13 protein-coding genes and 1 riboswitch are annotated in these 17,357 nt (G+C 72.0%); of the genes, 6 read left to right on the top strand and 7 right to left on the bottom strand.

The window, feature by feature from the left end:
* Positions 1 to 72: 72 nt before the first annotated feature.
* Both AC5677_RS23805 and AC5677_RS23800 read left to right on the top strand, forming a co-directional pair.
* Positions 73 to 1,431 (top strand): SWIM zinc finger family protein, encoded by a 1,359-nt coding sequence (locus AC5677_RS23805; RefSeq protein ID WP_497189949.1) that lies wholly within the window; start codon positions 73 to 75, stop codon positions 1,429 to 1,431.
* A gap of 58 nt (positions 1,432 to 1,489) precedes the next feature.
* A complete protein-coding gene (locus AC5677_RS23800; protein WP_497189948.1) occupies positions 1,490 to 3,154 on the top strand; it encodes a DUF5691 domain-containing protein in 1,665 nt (554 codons plus the stop codon).
* A 77-nt stretch (positions 3,155 to 3,231) separates the two neighbouring features.
* Here AC5677_RS23800 and AC5677_RS23795 read toward each other — a convergent pair whose 3' ends face one another.
* On the bottom strand, positions 3,232 to 3,690 hold the full coding sequence (locus AC5677_RS23795; protein ID WP_497189947.1) for a cobalamin B12-binding domain-containing protein: 459 nt from the start codon (positions 3,688 to 3,690) through the stop codon (positions 3,232 to 3,234).
* A 306-nt stretch (positions 3,691 to 3,996) separates the two neighbouring features.
* On the opposite strand from AC5677_RS23795, the gene AC5677_RS23790 reads away from it, so the two are divergent.
* Both AC5677_RS23790 and AC5677_RS23785 read left to right on the top strand, forming a co-directional pair.
* Positions 3,997 to 4,824 carry an esterase/lipase family protein gene (locus tag AC5677_RS23790; RefSeq protein ID WP_497189946.1) on the top strand — a complete coding sequence of 276 codons (828 nt, stop codon included), beginning with the start codon at positions 3,997 to 3,999 and terminating at the stop codon, positions 4,822 to 4,824.
* Positions 4,825 to 5,047: 223 nt separating this feature from the next.
* Positions 5,048 to 6,805, top strand: coding sequence for a M23 family metallopeptidase (locus AC5677_RS23785; protein WP_497189945.1), 1,758 nt, complete (start codon positions 5,048 to 5,050; stop codon positions 6,803 to 6,805).
* Between the two features lie 61 nt (positions 6,806 to 6,866).
* On the opposite strand, the gene AC5677_RS23780 is transcribed toward AC5677_RS23785, so the two are convergent.
* Together AC5677_RS23780 and pcrA are read right to left on the bottom strand one after the other, a co-directional pair.
* Entirely contained in the window at positions 6,867 to 7,325 is a 459-nt protein-coding gene (locus tag AC5677_RS23780) for a hypothetical protein (protein WP_497189944.1), read from the bottom strand.
* 156 nt (positions 7,326 to 7,481) lie between these two features.
* The gene (pcrA, locus tag AC5677_RS23775) at positions 7,482 to 9,989 is read right to left on the bottom strand and encodes a DNA helicase PcrA (protein ID WP_497189943.1); all 2,508 of its coding nucleotides are present in this window, start codon (positions 9,987 to 9,989) and stop codon (positions 7,482 to 7,484) included.
* A 207-nt stretch (positions 9,990 to 10,196) separates the two neighbouring features.
* Positions 10,197 to 10,380: riboswitch (cyclic di-AMP (ydaO/yuaA leader) on the top strand.
* Positions 10,381 to 10,388: 8 nt separating this feature from the next.
* Here pcrA and AC5677_RS23770 point away from each other — a divergent pair.
* On the top strand, positions 10,389 to 11,561 hold the full coding sequence (locus AC5677_RS23770; RefSeq protein ID WP_497189942.1) for a C40 family peptidase: 1,173 nt from the start codon (positions 10,389 to 10,391) through the stop codon (positions 11,559 to 11,561).
* A 397-nt stretch (positions 11,562 to 11,958) separates the two neighbouring features.
* Here AC5677_RS23770 and AC5677_RS23765 read toward each other — a convergent pair whose 3' ends face one another.
* Positions 11,959 to 12,312: a hypothetical protein gene (locus AC5677_RS23765; RefSeq protein WP_497189941.1), complete on the bottom strand. Its 354-nt coding sequence runs from the start codon at positions 12,310 to 12,312 to the stop codon at positions 11,959 to 11,961.
* A gap of 232 nt (positions 12,313 to 12,544) precedes the next feature.
* Between AC5677_RS23765 and AC5677_RS23760 the strand changes: the two genes are divergently transcribed.
* Entirely contained in the window at positions 12,545 to 13,600 is a 1,056-nt protein-coding gene (locus AC5677_RS23760) for a C40 family peptidase (RefSeq protein ID WP_497189940.1), read from the top strand.
* 77 nt (positions 13,601 to 13,677) lie between these two features.
* On the opposite strand, the gene AC5677_RS23755 is transcribed toward AC5677_RS23760, so the two are convergent.
* The 3 genes from AC5677_RS23755 to AC5677_RS23745 all read right to left on the bottom strand — a co-directional run bounded on the left by AC5677_RS23755 (position 13,678) and on the right by AC5677_RS23745 (position 17,281).
* Positions 13,678 to 14,799, bottom strand: a complete 1,122-nt coding sequence (locus AC5677_RS23755) for an alpha/beta hydrolase (protein WP_497189939.1) — start codon at positions 14,797 to 14,799, stop codon at positions 13,678 to 13,680.
* Between the two features lie 265 nt (positions 14,800 to 15,064).
* The gene (locus AC5677_RS23750; RefSeq protein ID WP_497196731.1) at positions 15,065 to 15,838 is read right to left on the bottom strand and encodes a LuxR C-terminal-related transcriptional regulator; all 774 of its coding nucleotides are present in this window, start codon (positions 15,836 to 15,838) and stop codon (positions 15,065 to 15,067) included.
* Positions 15,839 to 15,979: 141 nt separating this feature from the next.
* Positions 15,980 to 17,281: a PspC domain-containing protein gene (locus tag AC5677_RS23745; protein ID WP_497189938.1), complete on the bottom strand. Its 1,302-nt coding sequence runs from the start codon at positions 17,279 to 17,281 to the stop codon at positions 15,980 to 15,982.
* Positions 17,282 to 17,357 lie beyond the last annotated feature (76 nt).

Here is a 17,357-nt window from a genome sequence, read left to right as displayed (position 1 = left end):
AAACCGCCTATGACCTGCGACTTCACCGCGATGGTCCGGCCGTTGTCAGTGGCGGGTCGTAGCGTCGAAGACATGAATCCGCAGGGGGAACGCTGGACGACGGATCAGGTGCTCGCGCTGGCGCCTGACGATGCCTCACGCAAGGCGGGCGGCAAGCTCGCCGCGCCCGGACCGTGGTCGGAGACGGGCGCGGACGGCGGCGCGGTGTGGGGGCTGTGCAAGGGCAGCGGCAAGAAGCCCTACCAAGCCGTCGTCGACATCGAAGGGCCCGCCTTCAAGTGCAGTTGCCCGAGCCGTAAGTTCCCGTGCAAGCACGCGCTGGGGCTGCTGCTGCTCTGGGCGGGTGAGGGGGCCGCCGTTCCGGGCGGAGAGCCGCCGCAGTGGGCGGGTGAGTGGCTGGCCGGGCGCCGGGCGAAGGCGGAGCGGGCCGCGGGTACGCCGGACGGGGGCGGCGCGGCGGCCCGTACGCCCGCCGATCCGGAGGCCGCCAAGCGGCGGGCGGACCGCCGGCTGCAGCGGATCGGCACGGGGGCCACGGAGCTGGAGCAGCGCCTGGAGGATCTGCTGCGCACCGGCCTCGCGGCGGCCGAGAGCGGGGGAAGTTCGTGGGACGAGACGGCCGCGCGCATGGTCGATGCCCAGGCGCCCGGACTCGCCGCGCGGACGAGGGAGTTGGGGTCGATCGTGGCCTCCGGGGCGGACTGGCCGTCCCGACTGCTGGAGGAGTGCGCCCTGCTCCATCTCCTCGACCAGGGCTTCCTGGGGAGGGAGCGGCTGCCGGCCCCGCTCGCCGCGACGGTGCGTTCGCGCGTCGGCCTCACCACGGATGCCGCGGACCTGCTGACCGGCCCCGATGCGACGACGGTCCGGGACCGCTGGCTGGTGCTCGCCCAACAGGACAGCGACGACGGCAAGCTGACCACCCGCAGGATCTTCCTCCGCGGCGAACGCACCGGCCGGATGGCGCTGCACCTCTCCTTCGGCGGTCAGGGCCGCCCCCTGGACCTGGCCCTGCCGCCCGGCCTGGTGCTCGACGCGGACCTGGCCTACTACCCGGGCGCCCGGCCGCTGCGCGCCGCCCTGGGCCGGCGGCACACCCCGGCGGCCCCCGGCCCGGTGCCGCCCGGCTGCGGCATCGATGCCGCTCTGGCCGCGTACGGCGATGCGCTGCGCGACGATCCCTGGCTGGATTCCTGGCCGGTGGTGCTCGCCGATGTCACCCCGGTCCCGGCCCGGGACGGCGTGGGCTGGCAGCTTGCCGACGCGGACGGGGAGTCGGCGCTCCCCCTCGATCCACGGTGCCTGGGCCGTACGGGCCTGTGGCAGCTGGCCGCCATATCGGGCGGCGCCCCGATCACGGTCTTCGGCGAGTGCGGCCACCGCGGCTTTCTGCCGCTGACCGCCTGGGACCCCGCCCCGGTGTCCCTGTGACCCGCCGGCCCGCCGCCGACGCCCCCGTACACCGCCGTCCGACACCTGGAGGGACCCCATGACGAGCACCCCGCCGAAGACCGCGACGCCCGCGAGCTGGGAGGCCTTGGTGAGCGCCGCCCTGCTCGGCACGGAGCGGCGCACGCCCCCGGTGCCGCTGCGGGCCGGGCAGAGCGCGGCGGCGGCGCTGCTGGACGCCGCCGCCGTGAGCACGGTCCGCCGCCGCGCGGCGCTGCGCCCGGCACCGGCCGGTGAGCGGCCCGCCCCGGCCCCGGCCGACCCGCGGCCCCCGCTCCCGGACGCCGCGCGGCGCCGGCTGTCCCTGCTGCTCGCCGACCGCGGCGGCACCGGCGGCGGCAGCCGCCGCGGCACGGCCCCCGACCTCACGGAGTTGCTGCCCCAGTGGCTCGCCGCCGCCCAGGAGTACGGCTATCGCGCGCCCGGCGCGCTGCTGCCCGCGCTGCTGGACGCCGCCCGCGCCCGTACGGACCTGCGGCCCGCGGCGCTCGCCCTGGCGGGCCCGCGGGCGCTGTGGCTGGCCCGGCTCAACGACGACTGGAAGTTCGCGCTGCGCGGGATGGGGGGCGGCCCGGCGGCCGTGCCCCACGACGACCCCAAGGGCGTACTGCGCCTGTGGGAGGAGGGACTGTTCGCCGAACGGGTCGCACTGCTGGCCTCGCTGCGCCGCCGCGATCCGGCCGCCGGTCTCGAACTGCTCGACGGCACCTGGACCACCGAGCGTGCCGAGGACCGCCTGATGTTCCTCGATGTGCTGCGCGAGGGCCTGTCCGCGGCCGACGAGCCCTTCCTGGAACAGGCGCTGTCCGACCGCAGCCGCAATGTCCGCGCCACGGCCGCCGAGCTGCTCTCCGGCCTGCCCGGCTCCGCGTTGGCCGGCCGGATGGCGGAGCGCGCCCGCACCCTTGTCGTCCTGGATCCGGCGGCCGGCCCGGTGATCGCCGTCGAGCCGCCCCGGGAGTGCGATGCGGGGATGCAGCGGGACGGCGTGGCGCTCAAGGCGCCGTCCGGGCGGGGCCGGGGCGCCTGGTGGCTGAGCCAGTTGCTGGAGGCGGCCCCGCTGGACGGCTGGCGCGAGCAGTTCGGCGGCCGCGGTCCGGCGGAGATCGTCGCGCTGCCGGTGGCCGACACCTGGCGGACGGAGCTGCACGACGCCTGGTGCCGCGCCGCCGTGCGGCAGCGCAACGCCGACTGGGTGCGGGCGCTGCTGGGCACGCCCGCCGCCCCGGCTCAAGCCACCGAGGTGGCACCGGCCGGCTCGTCCCGGGATCTGGCCAAGCTGCTGACCGTGCTGCCCGAGGACGAACGTGCCGCGTGGGTGGCGGAGTTCATCGCCGCGCACGGCCTGTCGGACGCCTTCCGGATGCTGGGCGTGTGCGCCGTGCCCTGGGCCGAGCCGCTGGGCCGGGCGGTCGTGGACGCGCTGGACATCGCCCGGGACGCGGGCAGCTATCCGTGGAGCTTCAGCGGGGTGATGGGGCTGGCCGAGCGCTGTCTGGACCCGGCCGCCGCGGACCGTCTCGACATGCTCACCGCCGTGACGGACGAGCCGGAAGGCGCCTCCCCGGGCTCCGGCGGCTACTGGTCCGAGGCCTTCCAGCGCCTGGTCGGCACGCTGCGCCTGCGCGCCACGATGCACGCCGAGCTCACCGGGTCCGCGGCCCCGCCCACCGCGGCCGGCGAGTCCGGCCCGGCCGCGTCATGACCGCCCGCCGCCCCCGGGGCCCACGCCATCGCGCGGGCCCCGTACACCGGCCGTTCGCCACCGGCCCGGGAGCCGGCTCAGACCGCCGACGACCGCACGTTCGCGTTGACCCACTCCACGATGGCGGTGGTCGTGGCGCCCGGCGTGAAGATCTCCGCGACGCCCTGCGCCTTGAGCGGCGCGATGTCCGCCTCCGGGATGATGCCGCCGCCGAAGACCTTGATGTCCGCCGCGTCGCGCTCCTCCAGGAGGGCGATCACCTTGGCGAAGAGCGTGTTGTGCGCGCCGGAGAGGATCGACAGCCCGATCGCGTCGGCGTCCTCCTGGATGGCGGTGTCGACGATCTGCTCCGGGGTCTGGTGCAGCCCGGTGTAGATGACCTCCATACCGGCGTCGCGCAACGCCCGTGCGATCACCTTGGCGCCCCGGTCATGACCGTCCAGCCCCGGCTTCGCCACCACGACCCGGATCGGCCCCGGCCTGCCCGCGGCGGCCTGGCTCTCCGCTTGCGCTCCCTCGTGCCGAGCCACACTCATCACTGCCTCCAAGCCAAGTACGGCACGCGCCGGGCGGTGCCGCCGAGCCGACAATCGATCGCGCGGCCACGATCGGCGGCCACGAGCGTGAACGAACGTTATCTCCAGCATCCCGTACCCAGCCGTTTCGTGACATCCGGCGAGGGGGAAATCACACATGGGACACGTTCGCCACGCGCCGCGTCCCGTGTGTCGCACAGCCACGGGACGGCGCAGCGCACATGGGGGCGGGCGCACGGGAAGCCGCAGCCGGGACACCACCACGCCGTTGAGCGCGCCTCCCGCATGCCCTCCGGGAGGTCGACCATGCAGCCCTCGCCGCCCACGCCTCCCGGCCTCCCTCTCTTGCTGCGCAGCACCGCCGTGGAGCTGCTGGTCCTCGCCGGCCATCTGCTCCTCTACCCCACCGGCATCTCCCAGGAGCAGCCCATCGCCCTTCCCACGCCCGCCACGCACGACGAGGGGGTCACCCCGGCGCTGCTGCCGACGGAAGGCCGCGCCCACCCACCCGTCCTCCTTCTCCATGGCTTCATCGACAACCGCTCGGTGTTCGTCCTGCTGCGCCGCGCGCTGCGCCGGCACGGCTGGCGCCATCTCGAGGCGCTCAACTACTCCCCGCTGACCTGCGATCTCCGCAAGACCGCCGAGCTGCTCGGCCGCCATGTGGAGGCGGTGTGCGCCCGGACCGGCCACCGCCGGGTGGACATCGTGGGCCATAGCCTCGGCGGGCTCATCGCCCGCTATTACGTCCAGCGACTGGGCGGCGACGCCCGCGTCCGCACGGTGATCACGCTCGGCACCCCGCACTCCGGCACCCGCGTCGCGCCCCTGATGTCGGCGCACCCGATCGTCCGCCAGGTGCGGCCCAATTCAGCGGTGATAGCGGAGTTGTCGCTTCCCGCACCGAATTGCCGGACGCGGTTCATCGCTTTCTGGAGCGATGCGGACCAGGTGATGGTGCCGGCCCGGACGGCCCGAATCGATCATCCGGATTTGCTCGCGCACAACGTGTATGTCTCCGGTGTCGGACATCTCGCGCTACCGGTCAACGGCACCGTCGCGGCCGGAATACGCGAGGCGCTGAGCGCGAACCGGGGCACGGAGGGCAGAGAAAACGCCATTTCGGTGGCCTGAATGCATCGCACGCAACGCCGCGACCGCCCTCACCTGCGATTCGATCTTGACGTTTCTTCGAACAAGCATCGAACGACGCGCCAAGAACTCGCATACGCGCTCCCGAAAGGCGGCCAAATGCCCCTTCTCGTCGAGTCGGAAACCTGTTGAAGATTGTCGCCGTTGCGTACCGCCGGGTACAGTCGCCGCTAATTCTCCTGCTGCCGAGGCGAAAGAGAAGTTGGTGAACGACCGTCACCCATCGGGCTACCCGGCCTATGACTCCTACGGGCAGCAGCACTCCGCGTCCGGACACACCGAGTACGGCGACGGCGACCCGCTCTTCGGCTCGCTCCCGGGCTCGTACGACACGGGCCGGTACGACGCCCTCGGTCATGACACGGGCACGTACGAAGCCGCCACGACGGGTACGTACGACACCAGCACCTACGGGGCCGATCCGTACGCCACCGATGGGTACGGCGACGGGTACGGCACGGGCTCGTACGGCACCGTCTCCTACGACACCGGTACGTACAACGGCGGCGCGCACAGTCCCGCGCCCTACGGCACCGGCACCTATGAGACGGGCCAGTACGACACCACCGGCTACGACACGGGCAGCTACGACGCCGCCTACGCCACCGGCAGCTACTCAACGACCGGCGCCTACACACCGGATGGCCACGGCACCGGCGGCTACGACCCGTACGCGCACACCGCCTACGAGGACGCCGGGCACGAGCCGTACCCGCAGCACGATCAGCATGATCAGCGGTACGTGGAATACGAGCAGTACGAGCAGCACCCGCAGTACGAGCAGTCCACGTACGGCACCGGTACGTACAGCACCGCCGGCTTCGACACCACCGGCTTCGACACCGGCAGCTTCGACACCAGCGGCTTCCACACCGGCAGCTATGACACCGGCAGTTACGACGGCCTCGGCCAGGACGCCGCCGGCCACGACACCGGTGATCACGCCGACGACAGCTTCGAGGCCACCGCGATCTGGTCCACCGCGGACCAGGGCCTGATCGCCGACATCCCGGCGCAGGCCGGCCCCACGTCCTACGAATCGGTGCAGTTCGAGGCCGGGATCCCGGCCCCCGCAGAGGCGCCCGACGACGCTCCCCAGCCCGTTCCCGATGCCCCCGACGCCGCGTCCGTGGCCGAGGCGATGACCCAGGCCATGCCGGTCACCGCCGCGGCACCCGCCGCGCGCCGGGTCACCGGACCGGCGGCGGGGAAGGCCGTGCGTGGGCGAGGCCGCCGCCGTACGGCCAAGCGCTCGGCGCTGCTGACCGTCGCCGTGCCCTCGGTCGCCGCCATGGGGGTGTGCGCGGCCGCCGCCGCGTCCGTCACCGGCTTCGTCGGGGACGACAAGAAGGACGACAAGCCCGCCCAGGCCGCGGGAGACCACGGGTCGGTCAAGGCGTCCGCGGCCAACAAGAAGCTCGACACCCAGCTCGCCGGACTCAGCGCGGACGCCCGGGACTTCGGCGACCGCGCCAACCGCACCCAGGAGCGGATCGACCTCAAGGAACGCCAGGCGCAGGAGAAGCAGCGCGCCGCGGCGGAGGCGGCCCGCAAGGAGGCGCTGCGGCCCAAGTTCGTGCTGCCGGTCACCCAGCACGGGCTGAGCGCACTCTTCGGTCAGGCCGGTGTGAACTGGATGTCCGTCCACACCGGGATCGACTTCCCGGTCAGCTACGGCACCCCCGTCATGGCCGCCACCGACGGCACCGTGCGCACCCAGTGGAACTCCGCCTACGGCAATATGGCGATCGTGACGGCGCCCGACGGCACCGAGACCTGGTACTGCCACCTGAGCAGCACGAAGATCCGTTCCGGTTCGGTCAAGGCCGGGGACCAGATCGCCTATTCGGGCAACTCCGGCAACTCCACCGGTCCGCACCTGCACTTCGAGGTGCGCCCCGGCGGCGACTCGGCGATAGACCCGCTTCCGTGGCTGCGCGAACACGGCCTCAACCCGAACTGACCGGGACGAGAGACTTCACCGCCCACGCGAGCGCGGCTCCGCGTGGGCGGCCGCCATCACCTCACTGATGCCGGACCGGCGGGCAGTAGCCGGTCTCCTCGCCGACCGAGTTGATCTCGGCGTTCGACCGCGAATCCCCCGCGTAGTTCACCTGATCCGTGCACTTCACGCCCGGCTTCTTCGGGGTGCCCGCCGACGTACCGCCCTTCTCCGGCGCCGGACAGTGCCCCGTCTCCTCGCCGACCGAGTTGATCTCGGCGTTCGACCGCGAATCCCCCGCGTAGTTCACCTGATCCGTGCACTTCACACCCGGCTTCTTCGGGGTGCCCGCCGAGGTGCGGTCGGCGGAATCCGGGGCGGCCTTGGCCGTGGACGCGGGGGACTGCGTGGCATGCGCGGAGGCGGAGGACGGAGCGGCGTCGGCGCCACCGTCCTGGCAGGCGGTGAGCCCGAACGCGGCAACAGTGATCACCATGGCGGCGGCGGCCTTGCGGGCGTAGCGGAGAGCGGCGTTCGACACGTTCTTCCCGTTCTTTCCGAGTAGCGTTCGGGTACGAGAACAAGACTGCCGCCCGCGGCTGATGAGCCGACGCTGTTCGACTAACGCCCCGCTAACGTCCGAGGCCGGCGACGTCCGAGGCGGACCGCCGGGCCATCGGACACGCCCGGGGCGGCCTCAGAGCTTCTCCACCGGCGCATACCGCAGCAGCAGCCGCTTCGGCTTCTCGCCGCCGAAGTCGATGGTCGCCTCGGCGTTGTCGCCGCTGCCCTTGACGCCGACGACCGTGCCCAGGCCGAAGCTGTCGTGCGTGACGCGGTCGCCGACGGCCAGCGAGGCCACCTGCCGGTCCGTGGCACGGCGCGTGGCGAAACCGCTCGGCCCCTTGGCGCGCGACGAGGACAGCGAGGACCCGATGCCGCCGCCGAAGCCTCCTCCACCGCCGCCGCCGCGCGACGACAGCCCGCCCATCGAGGCGGACGGTGTGGCGGGACCCGTGCGCCGCCACTCGACGTAGTCGTCCGGGATCTCCTCCAGGAACCGCGAGGGCGGGTTGTACGAGGGCTGGCCCCAGGCGCTGCGCATCGTGGAGCGGGTGACGTAGAGCCGCTCGCGGGCGCGCGTGATGCCCACGTAGGCGAGCCGGCGCTCCTCCTCCAGCTCCTTGGTCTGGCCCAGGGAGCGCATATGCGGGAAGACGCCGTCCTCGAGGCCGGTGAGGAAGACGGTCGGGAATTCCAGGCCCTTGGCGGTGTGCAGGGTCATCAGCGTGATGACGCCGCTGCCGTCCTCGTCCTCGTCGGGGATCTGGTCGGAGTCGGCGACCAGCGCGACCTGCTCCAGGAATTCCGCGAGCGTGCCCGGCCCCGGGGCGGCGGCCCCCGATGTCTCGGCCTCGCCGCGCTCCTGCTCGAACTCCAGGGCAACCGAGGCGAGTTCCTGGAGGTTCTCGATCCGGGTCTCGTCCTGGGGGTCGGTGGAGGACTGGAGCTCGGCGAGATAGCCCGTGCGCTCCAGGACGGCTTCCAGGACCGTGGCGGGCCCGGCGCCGGACTCCACGATCGTGCGCAGCTCCTCCATGAGGACGTTGAAGCGCTTGACGGCGTTGGCGGAGCGGGCGGCCATGCCGTAGGCCTCGTCGACGCGGCGCAGCGCCTGCGGGAAGGTGATCTTCTCGCGGGAGGAGAGGGCGTCGATCATGGCTTCGGCGCGGTCGCCGATGCCGCGCTTGGGGACGTTCAGGATGCGGCGCAGCGGGACGGTGTCCTCGGGGTTGGCGAGCACCCGCAGATACGCGAGGACGTCGCGGACCTCCTTGCGCTCGTAGAAGCGCACGCCGCCGACGACCTTGTACGGGAGCCCGACCCGGATGAAGATCTCTTCGAACACACGGGACTGGGCGTTGGTGCGGTAGAAGATGGCGACATCGCCGGCCTTGGCGTCGCCCGCGTCCGTCAGCCGGTCGATCTCGTCGGCGACGAACTGCGCCTCGTCGTGCTCGGTGTCCGCGACATAGCCGGTGATCTTGGGGCCGGCGCCGGCGTCGGTCCAGAGATTCTTGGGGCGGCGGTTCTCGTTGCGCTCGATGACGGCGTTGGCGGCGGACAGGATCGTCTGCGAGGAGCGGTAGTTCTGCTCCAGCAGGATCGTGGTCGCGTCGGGGTAGTCCTCCTCGAACTGGAGGATGTTGCGGATCGTGGCGCCGCGGAACGCGTAGATCGACTGGTCGGCGTCACCGACGACGCACAGCTCGGCGGCGGGCATCTCGGCCGTGCCCGGGCCGACCAGCTCGCGGACGAGGGTGTACTGGGCGTGGTTGGTGTCCTGGTACTCGTCGACGAGGACATGGCGGAAGCGGCGGCGGTAGTGCTCGGCGACATCCGGGAAGGCCTGGAGGAGATTGACCGTCGTCATGATGATGTCGTCGAAGTCCAGGGCGTTGGCCTCGCGCAGCCGCGACTGGTACATCGCGTACGCCTCGGCCAGCGTCTTCTCGAAGCCGTCGGCGGCCGTCCCGGCGAAGGTCTCCTCGTCGATGAGTTCGTTCTTGAGGTTGGAGATCTTCGCGCTGAAGGACTTCGGCGGGAAGCGCTTGGGGTCCAGGTCGAGATCGCGGCAGACCAGGGCCATCAGGCGCTTGGAGTCGGCGGCGTCGTAGATCGAGAAGGAGGACGTGAAGCCGAGCTTCTTGGACTCGCGGCGCAGGATGCGGACGCAGGCGCTGTGGAAGGTGGAGACCCACATGGCGTTCGCCCGCGGGCCGACCAGGTCCTCGACGCGCTCCTTCATCTCGCCCGCGGCCTTGTTCGTGAACGTGATCGCGAGGATCTGGCCGGGGTGGACATGGCGCTCGGCGAGCAGATGCGCGATGCGGTGGGTGAGCACCCGGGTCTTGCCGGAGCCGGCGCCGGCGACGATCAGCAGCGGGCTGCCGTGATGCACCACGGCGGCCTTCTGCTCGTCGTTGAGCCCCTCGAGCAGCGCGGCGGGGTCGACGACGGGACGGGCGGCGCCGTCGCGGTAGTACGCCTCATGGGGCACCGGTGCGTCGAACTTCCCGTCGAAGAGGTCGGCGGGAATCTCCTCCGGGGCCGGGCCGTGCTCGTCCTCGGGGGGCGGGGGGTGCTCGTCCTCGCGCTTGGGGCCGAGGTCCGCCAGGAAGCTGTCGTCAAAGAGGCTGCTCATCGCCCACCGAGTCTAGGCCGCCGGACTGACAGCCCGCCGCCACCTCACCAGATCCGGCTCCTGGGCTCCGGGCCGCATCCTTGAGATCGCGGTCAGGTCACAAAAAGGTTTCGGGCATATCGAACATCAGCCTTCACAGGAGCCACACGAGTTGGCTACCGTGCCTGCTCGGGCTGCCCGCATCCCCGCGGACGACAACGTCTGCACGGGCGGCCTCCGCCGAGTCCGGCCCTGCCACCAGGCACCCGGAGCCGGGGACCCACCAGCACCACCGGGGTGAATCGGCCGGTGCGGCCGCCAGCGGCGGACGCATCGACCGTAGGGCAAGCCTTCCGTCAGCGACAGAGCCCGAACCCGACAGCTAACCCGGTAGGCGGTCCACGGAAGGAGTCGCCGGCCTTGGCGTCGCACCGCAAGCCGCGCACCCGCATGCTCACCTCGCCCGGAAGCCGTACGGCGGCCGGGCTCACCACCGCCGCCCTCGCCTCGGTCACCCTGCTCTCGCAGTCCGCCGACGCCGCCCCCAGGGCACCCAAGCCCACCATCGAAGAGGTCAAGCAGAAGGTCGACGGGCTCTACCGCCAGGCCGAGGTGGCCACCCAGAAGTACAACGCCGCCAAGGAGGGCGTCGACCGTCAGCGCGCCACCGTCAACGGCCTGCTCGACGCCGCCGCCAAGCGCGCGGAGAAGATGAACGAGTCCCGGCGCGAGCTGGGCACCTTCGCCTCCGCGCAGTACCGCACCGGCGGCATGAACCCCACGGCGCAGCTGATGCTCGCCAAGGACCCGCAGGATTTCTTCGACCGTACGCACCTGATGGGGCGGCTCACCGACCGGGAGAAGCAAGCGGTCACCGACTACCAGGAGCAGCAGGTGGCCGCCGCCCGGCAGCGGGCCAGGGCGACCGCGAGCCTGGAGCAGCTCCAGAGGACGCAGACCTCGCTGAAGGAGTCCAAGCGGTCCGTCCAGGAGAAGCTGGCCGAGGCGCGGCAGCTGCTGTCCCGGCTGACCGCGCAGGAGAAGGCGCGGCTGGCGGAGCTGGAGCGCCAGAAGGAGGCGGCCGCCAAGCGCCGGGCCGACGAGCTGGCGCGGCAGCAGGCGGAGAAGGCACGCCAGCAGGCCGAGAAGGAGCGCCGGCAGCGCGAGAGCGGCGGCGGCTCGACGGGCGGCCAGACCGGCGGCGGTTCCACTGGCGGCGGATCGACCAGCGACGGCACGTACTCCACCAAGGCGGCAAAGGCGATCGCCTTTGCCCGCGCCCAGATAGGCAAGCCGTACGTCTGGGGCGCGACCGGCCCGAGCTCCTACGACTGCTCGGGGCTGACCCAGGCGGCGTGGAAGGCGGCCGGGGTCGATCTGCCGCGTACGACGTGGGACCAGGTCAAGGTCGGCGAGCGGGTCGCGACCAGCGGCCTCAAGCCCGGTGACCTGGTGTTCTTCTTCGACGACATCAGCCACGTAGGCATGTACATAGGCGACGGCAAGATGATCCACGCGCCGCACCCGGGCGCCAGTGTCCGGGTGGAGTCGATCTACTTCGACCCGATCTACGGGAGCGTGCGGCCGGCCTGAGCGGCTGGATCGGACACTTCGTCCCTTAGGGGGCGCCCCTAAGGGGGCTGCAGGCCCCTACCGAATAACTGCCCCAGACCCACCCCCCACACGCCGCCGCGCGGTCGTCCTCTCCAAGGGACGACCGCGCGGTGAGCCGTATGTACGGGTGCCCGATCCCGGGGGCGGGCGCCGGAGCCGAGGGCCGGGCGCCGGCGCCGAACTCCGGGGCCCGAGCGCGGGTCCGGGGGCAAGACCTCGGGTACAGAGGCCGGACCACAGCCCCGGAGGCCGGACCTCAGGACCAAACGCCGGACCTCAGGTCCAGACGCCGGACCACAGCCCCAGAGACCGGACCACAGACCCGGGCGCCGGACCTCAGCCCCAGAGACCGGACCCCAGATCCGGAGGCCGGACCTCAGGTCCAGAGCACCGCGATGAAGATGTTGGCCATCGTGAGCCCGCCGACGGCGCCGAAGAGCGGCTTGGCGATCTTCTCCTCGTCCCGCTTGACGTAGACCAGCGCCAGGATCACCACCAGGACGGCCATCTTGATGCCGATCTTGATGTTGTTGAGCGAGTGGTCCTGGGCCTGGTTCAGCCCGACCAGCACGATGCCGGTGACCAGCATCGTCAGCGCGCCGTGCAGCATGGCCGGCACAAAGCGGGCGGTCCCCGCGCTCATCGCCTTCATCTGGGTGAGGAAGCCACCCAGGAGGGAGGCGATGCCGATGATGTGCAGGCCGACGAAGATATTGATTACTACGTCCATAGTGCGGGATCGTATCCGCCGCATATCACGCGGCTTCGGGCAGGGCGCCCGTAATCCCCACTTCGATCATGGCAGGCCGTGCGCGGCCCCGTACGCGCCGGACACTCGCTCACCGTCCATCACTCACGGCCAAAAGGCGCCAATTCCGGCCAACTGGGCGCTATGCCGTGACGTCCAGGTTTACCGTCCTCACTCCAGGCGGTCGACGAATGCGCGGCCCGTACGGAAGGAAGTGACGGCCACCGTGGCGTCGCACCGCAAGACCAAGCAGCACCCGCTGGCAGCGCTGGGTGGCGGCCGCACGGCCCGTACGGCCGCGACCACCCTGGCCCTCGCCGGTGCCGCGGGCGCCACCGCCTTCGACGGCACCGGCCAGGCCGCTCCCCGCCCCACCCCCGCCCAGGTCAAGGGCCGGGTCGACGCGCTGTACCAGGAGGCAGAGGTGGCGACGCAGCACTACAACGGCGCCAAGGAACAGGCCGATGCCGCACGCGCGGAGCTGAGCCGGCTCCAGGACGAGGCCGCCCGCCGGACCCAGAAACTCAACGCCGCCAAGGCCGAGCTGGGCACGATGGCCGCGAGCCAGTACCGCTCCGGCGGCGTGGACCCGACCGTACGGCTGATGATGTCCGCCGATCCGCAACGCTATCTGGACGGCGCCACGATCCTGGAGCGGGCGGGCAGCCATCAGGCGAACGCGGTGGCCGGATATGCGCGCCGGCTCGGCAGCATCCGCCAGGTCCGCGACCGCGCCGAGGCCACCGCGGAGCGGCTGGAGCGTACCGAGGGCACGCTGCGGCGCCAACGCGTCACGATCGTACGGAAACTGGACTCCGCCGAGGCGCTGCTCAACCAGCTGACGGAGGAGCAGCGGCGGCGGATGACCCCCGAGGCCACCCCGGCCGCCGCACCGTCCGGGGCCCGCTCCCAGGCGCCCAACTCCCGTGCCGCGCGGGCCGTTTCGTTCGCCTACGCCGCGCTCGGCAAACCGTACGTCTGGGGCGCTACCGGCCCCTCCGCGTACGACTGCTCGGGCCTGACCCAGGCCGCCTGGCAGTCCGGCGGCGTCTCGCTGCCCCGCACGACCTACACCCAGATCGGCTCCGGACCGCGCATCGACCGGTCCCAGCTCGCCCCCGGAGACCTGGTGTTCTTCTATTCCGGGATCAGCCATGTGGGCCTCTACATCGGCGACGGCAAGATGATCCACGCCCCGCATCCGGGGGCGCCGGTCCGTATCGCCCCCATCGACGAGATGCCCTTCGCGGCGGCGACCCGGCCTGCCTGACCCCGGGCGCGGGACCGGCTTCGGGGCCCCGAGGCGCCGCGGCGTCGTATCTAGCCTGGCGGCGCAGCCACCGGGTCCTATCCGACCTGGTGGCTCAGCCACCGGAAGATCTCCGGCACCTGGTTCCGCCACACCGCCGTGGTGTGGCCGCCCGCGTTGGCCGCGATCTGCTGCACGGTCACCGTCGTCGGCCGCTTCGCGAGCTGCCGGAGGCCGATGCCCGCCTGGTAGCCGTCGCCGGCCGCGCCCGACACGAACAGGGCGGTACGCGGCGGCCGGCCGGCGGCGTTGGCGGATTGCAGGATGTGCAGCGGGTTGGACTCGACGCGCAGCTTGGGGTCCTTGCCGGCGAGGGAGTCGGGCTCCAGCGCCGGGTCGTTGTAGCCGGACATGGCGACGGCGGCGCGGTAGCGGTCCGGGTGGGACAGCGCGAGCTTGGCGGCGCAGTGCGCGCCCGCCGAATAGCCCGCCAGTGCCCAGGAGTCCGGCCTGCCGCCGGCCCGGAAGTTGTCGATGACCATCTGGCGCACATCGACGGTCAGCCAGCTGTCGGCGTTGACCTTGCCGGGGATGTTGACGCATCCGGTGTCGGCGCCGGTGAGGATGTTCGTCCGCGGTGACACCAGGATGAACGGCTTGATCTCGCCGCGCTGCATCATCGGGCCGAGCTGCTCGCCGACGTGCAGCGCTCCGTACCAGGCCTTGGCCGAGCCGGGGTAGCCGGGCAGCAGCTCGACCACGGGGAACTTCTTGTTCCGGTACGCGGGGTCGTGGTACTGCGGCGGCAGCCATACGTAGACCTCGCCGCTGACGCCCGAGATCTGGCCCTTGAGGTCGGTCATCTGGACCCCGGGCCCCATCCTGGCGTCGCCCGCGGGGCGGAAGCGCTGGATCCGCTTGGGCTCGTCCTTGAGCTTCCGGCCGCCCATCCCGTCCGGGCCGAGGTCCTGCGCCGCCTGGATGTGACTGTCGGTGCCGAGCAGGTCGCCCCAGGTGTCGTAGAGGTTGTTGGCGTTGTTGACCAGGACGAAGACCACGGTGATGGCGGTGACCTGGGCGAACAGCAGCATCAGCAGCCGGGCGACGACGCGCACCAGGGGCGGCCCGGCTATCCGTCCCCACAGGGCGAGCGGCAGGACGACGGCGACTATCAGAAGCGCGACGGAGGTGAGGAAGAAGGGCGTGCCCGTCAGGCTCATCGGGGTCTCGCTTCCAGGACATGTACGCGAAGGACGTGGGCTGTGGTTCTGGCCCCGCCTTCGGCAGTGAGCCTCTCCGCGCCCTTAGATGGCGATCCGCGTGGTCCTGGTTGCCCGTCTTTGGCCCTTCTTTACGACACCTCGCCGAGCCTTTGGCCGGTCCGCTTGGCACTCCTCATGCCAGGCCCCTCGCCGCTTCTCCTCACCCCTCTTCGCGCGATTTCTCGTCTTCTCGCGATTTCTCGCGATGCGCCCGGTGTGGTGCTCAGACCAGCCGCCGGGCCGCCGCCCAGCGCGTCAGCTCATGCCGGTTGGACAGCTGGAGCTTGCGCAGCACCGCCGAGACATGCGATTCCACCGTCTTCACCGAGATGAACAGCTGCTTGCCGACCTCCTTGTACGCATATCCGCGCGCGATCATCCGCAGCACCTCGCGCTCGCGCTGGGTGAGGCGGTCCATGTCCTCGTCGACCGGCGGGGCGTCCGTGGAGGCGAAGGCGTCCAGGACGAAGCCGGCCAGCCGCGGGGAGAAGACCGCATCGCCGTCGGCGACCCGGAAGATGGCGTCGACCAGGTCCGTGCCGGTGATCGTCTTGGTGACATAGCCGCGGGCGCCGCCTCGGATGACGCCGATGACGTCCTCGGCGGCGTCGGAGACGGAGAGCGCGAGGAAGCGGACCGGGCGCTCGCCGTCGGCCATCATCATGGCGCTGCGGCGCAGCACCTCGACGCCGCCGCCACCGGGGAGGTGGACGTCGAGGAGGACCACCTCGGGGCGGGTGGCGGTGATGACCGTGATCGCCTGGTCGACGTCGGCGGCCTCGCCGACCACCTCGACGCGGGTGCGCTCGGTCACCCCGATCTCCGCCTGGACGCCCGTACGGAACATCCGGTGGTCGTCGACCAGCACGACCCGCACGGTCCGCTCCCCGGCCGCCCCGCCGCCGGTCTCGCTCCGGTCCGCCTCGCCCTGCTCCACGTCGCCCCGGTCCGCTGCGCCCCGCGGTGTCCGGCCCTGCCCGGTGCCGTCGCTGCTCATATCGTCCGTCCGTCCCTCGTTGCCTGCTTCGTCATGATCCGCCATGACCCGCCCCGTCATGATCCCGCGCCCCGGACGGCCGTATCGCCGCCGGCCGCGCTGCCGCCCCCGCCGCCGCCCGCCGTCGGCCCGTCGCCCCGTTCACTCCGTGCTCTCCGTGCTCTCCGTGCGCTCCATCTCCAGCTCGACGACCGTGCCGCCCTCGGGGGCGGAGCGCAGCCGGGCCGTGCCGCCGTTGCGTTCCATCCGGCCGATGATGGATTCCCGTACGCCCATCCGGTCGGCGGGGACCGCGTCCAGGTCGAATCCGGGGCCGCGGTCGCGCACCGAGACAAAGACCGTACGGCCCTCCACCTCGGCGAACACCTGCACCGCGCCGCCGTCGCCACCGTACTTGGCGGCATTGACCATCGCCTCGCGTGCGGCCTGCATCTGGGCGTCCAGCGCCTCGTCGAGCGGGCAGTCGCCGACCACCACGACCTCCAGCGGGACGCCGTGGTGGTCCTCCACCTCGGCGGCGGCCTTGCGCACCGCCTCCGCCACGGTCGCCGGCTCCTCGTCCTCGTCCTTGCCGCGGCCCTCGGGTTTGTAGAGCCAGGCGCGCAGTTCGCGCTCCTGGGCGCGGGCCAGCCGGGCCACTTCCCGGGGGTCGTCGGCGCTGCGCTGGATCAGGGTGAGGGTGTGCAGGACGGAGTCATGGACATGGGCGGCGACCTCGGCACGCTCCTGGGCCCGGATGCGCATCAGCCGCTCCTCGGAGAGGTCCTGCATGATCCGTACGAGATAGGGGCCGGCCAGCAGGGCGATGCCGACGACGACGGCGAGCGCGGCCTGCAGCACCGAGCCCAGATGGCGCACCGAGCCCTGGAGCACGACGATGCCGGTCACGCCGACGCCGACCAGCGCGACACCGGCCGCGCCGCGCACCACCGGCAGTACGCCCTTGCGGCGGCCGAGCTCCAGCCATTGCGCGCGGCGGGAGTTGTCCGCCTGACGCCACACCAGCGCGACACCGACGCCGATCAGCAGCACCGGCCAGAGATAGCCGTTGGCCCGGCCCAGCTGGAACCTGGAGGCGACGACGGACGCGCCGGCCAACAGCGCGGCCAGCGCGACGACCTGCCCCTTGTCGGGCCTGCGGCCCAGCAGCCGCCGCTTGTCGTGGCCGGCCGCGGGGCGCCGGGCCTCCACGCCGCCGAAGCCCAGCGGCACGAAGAACCAGAACGCGGCGTAGAGCAGGGCGCCCAGTCCGTCGGCCATGAAGAGCGCCACGAACACGATCCGCACCCAGGAGACCGGCAGCCCAAGATGCCCCGCGAGCCCACGCGCAACGCCGCCGAGCAACCGCCCGTCGGCACTGCGGTAGAGCTTGCGCACGGGAGGTTCGTCGGGGTCCGGCGCCGGGGCGTAGTGCGTCTCGGCGCGGGGTGGCGCGGTGGTCATGTGTCCGATCGTCACACGACGGGGGCCGCCGGGGCATCAGGGTCGACCCTGAGTGAACCCGGAGTCTGCCCTCAGG

This window comes from Streptomyces sp. JLSY215, from assembly GCF_059682825.1.
Note: the sequence above shows the minus strand (reverse complement) of the source record. Positions and strands in the feature narration are given on the sequence as shown.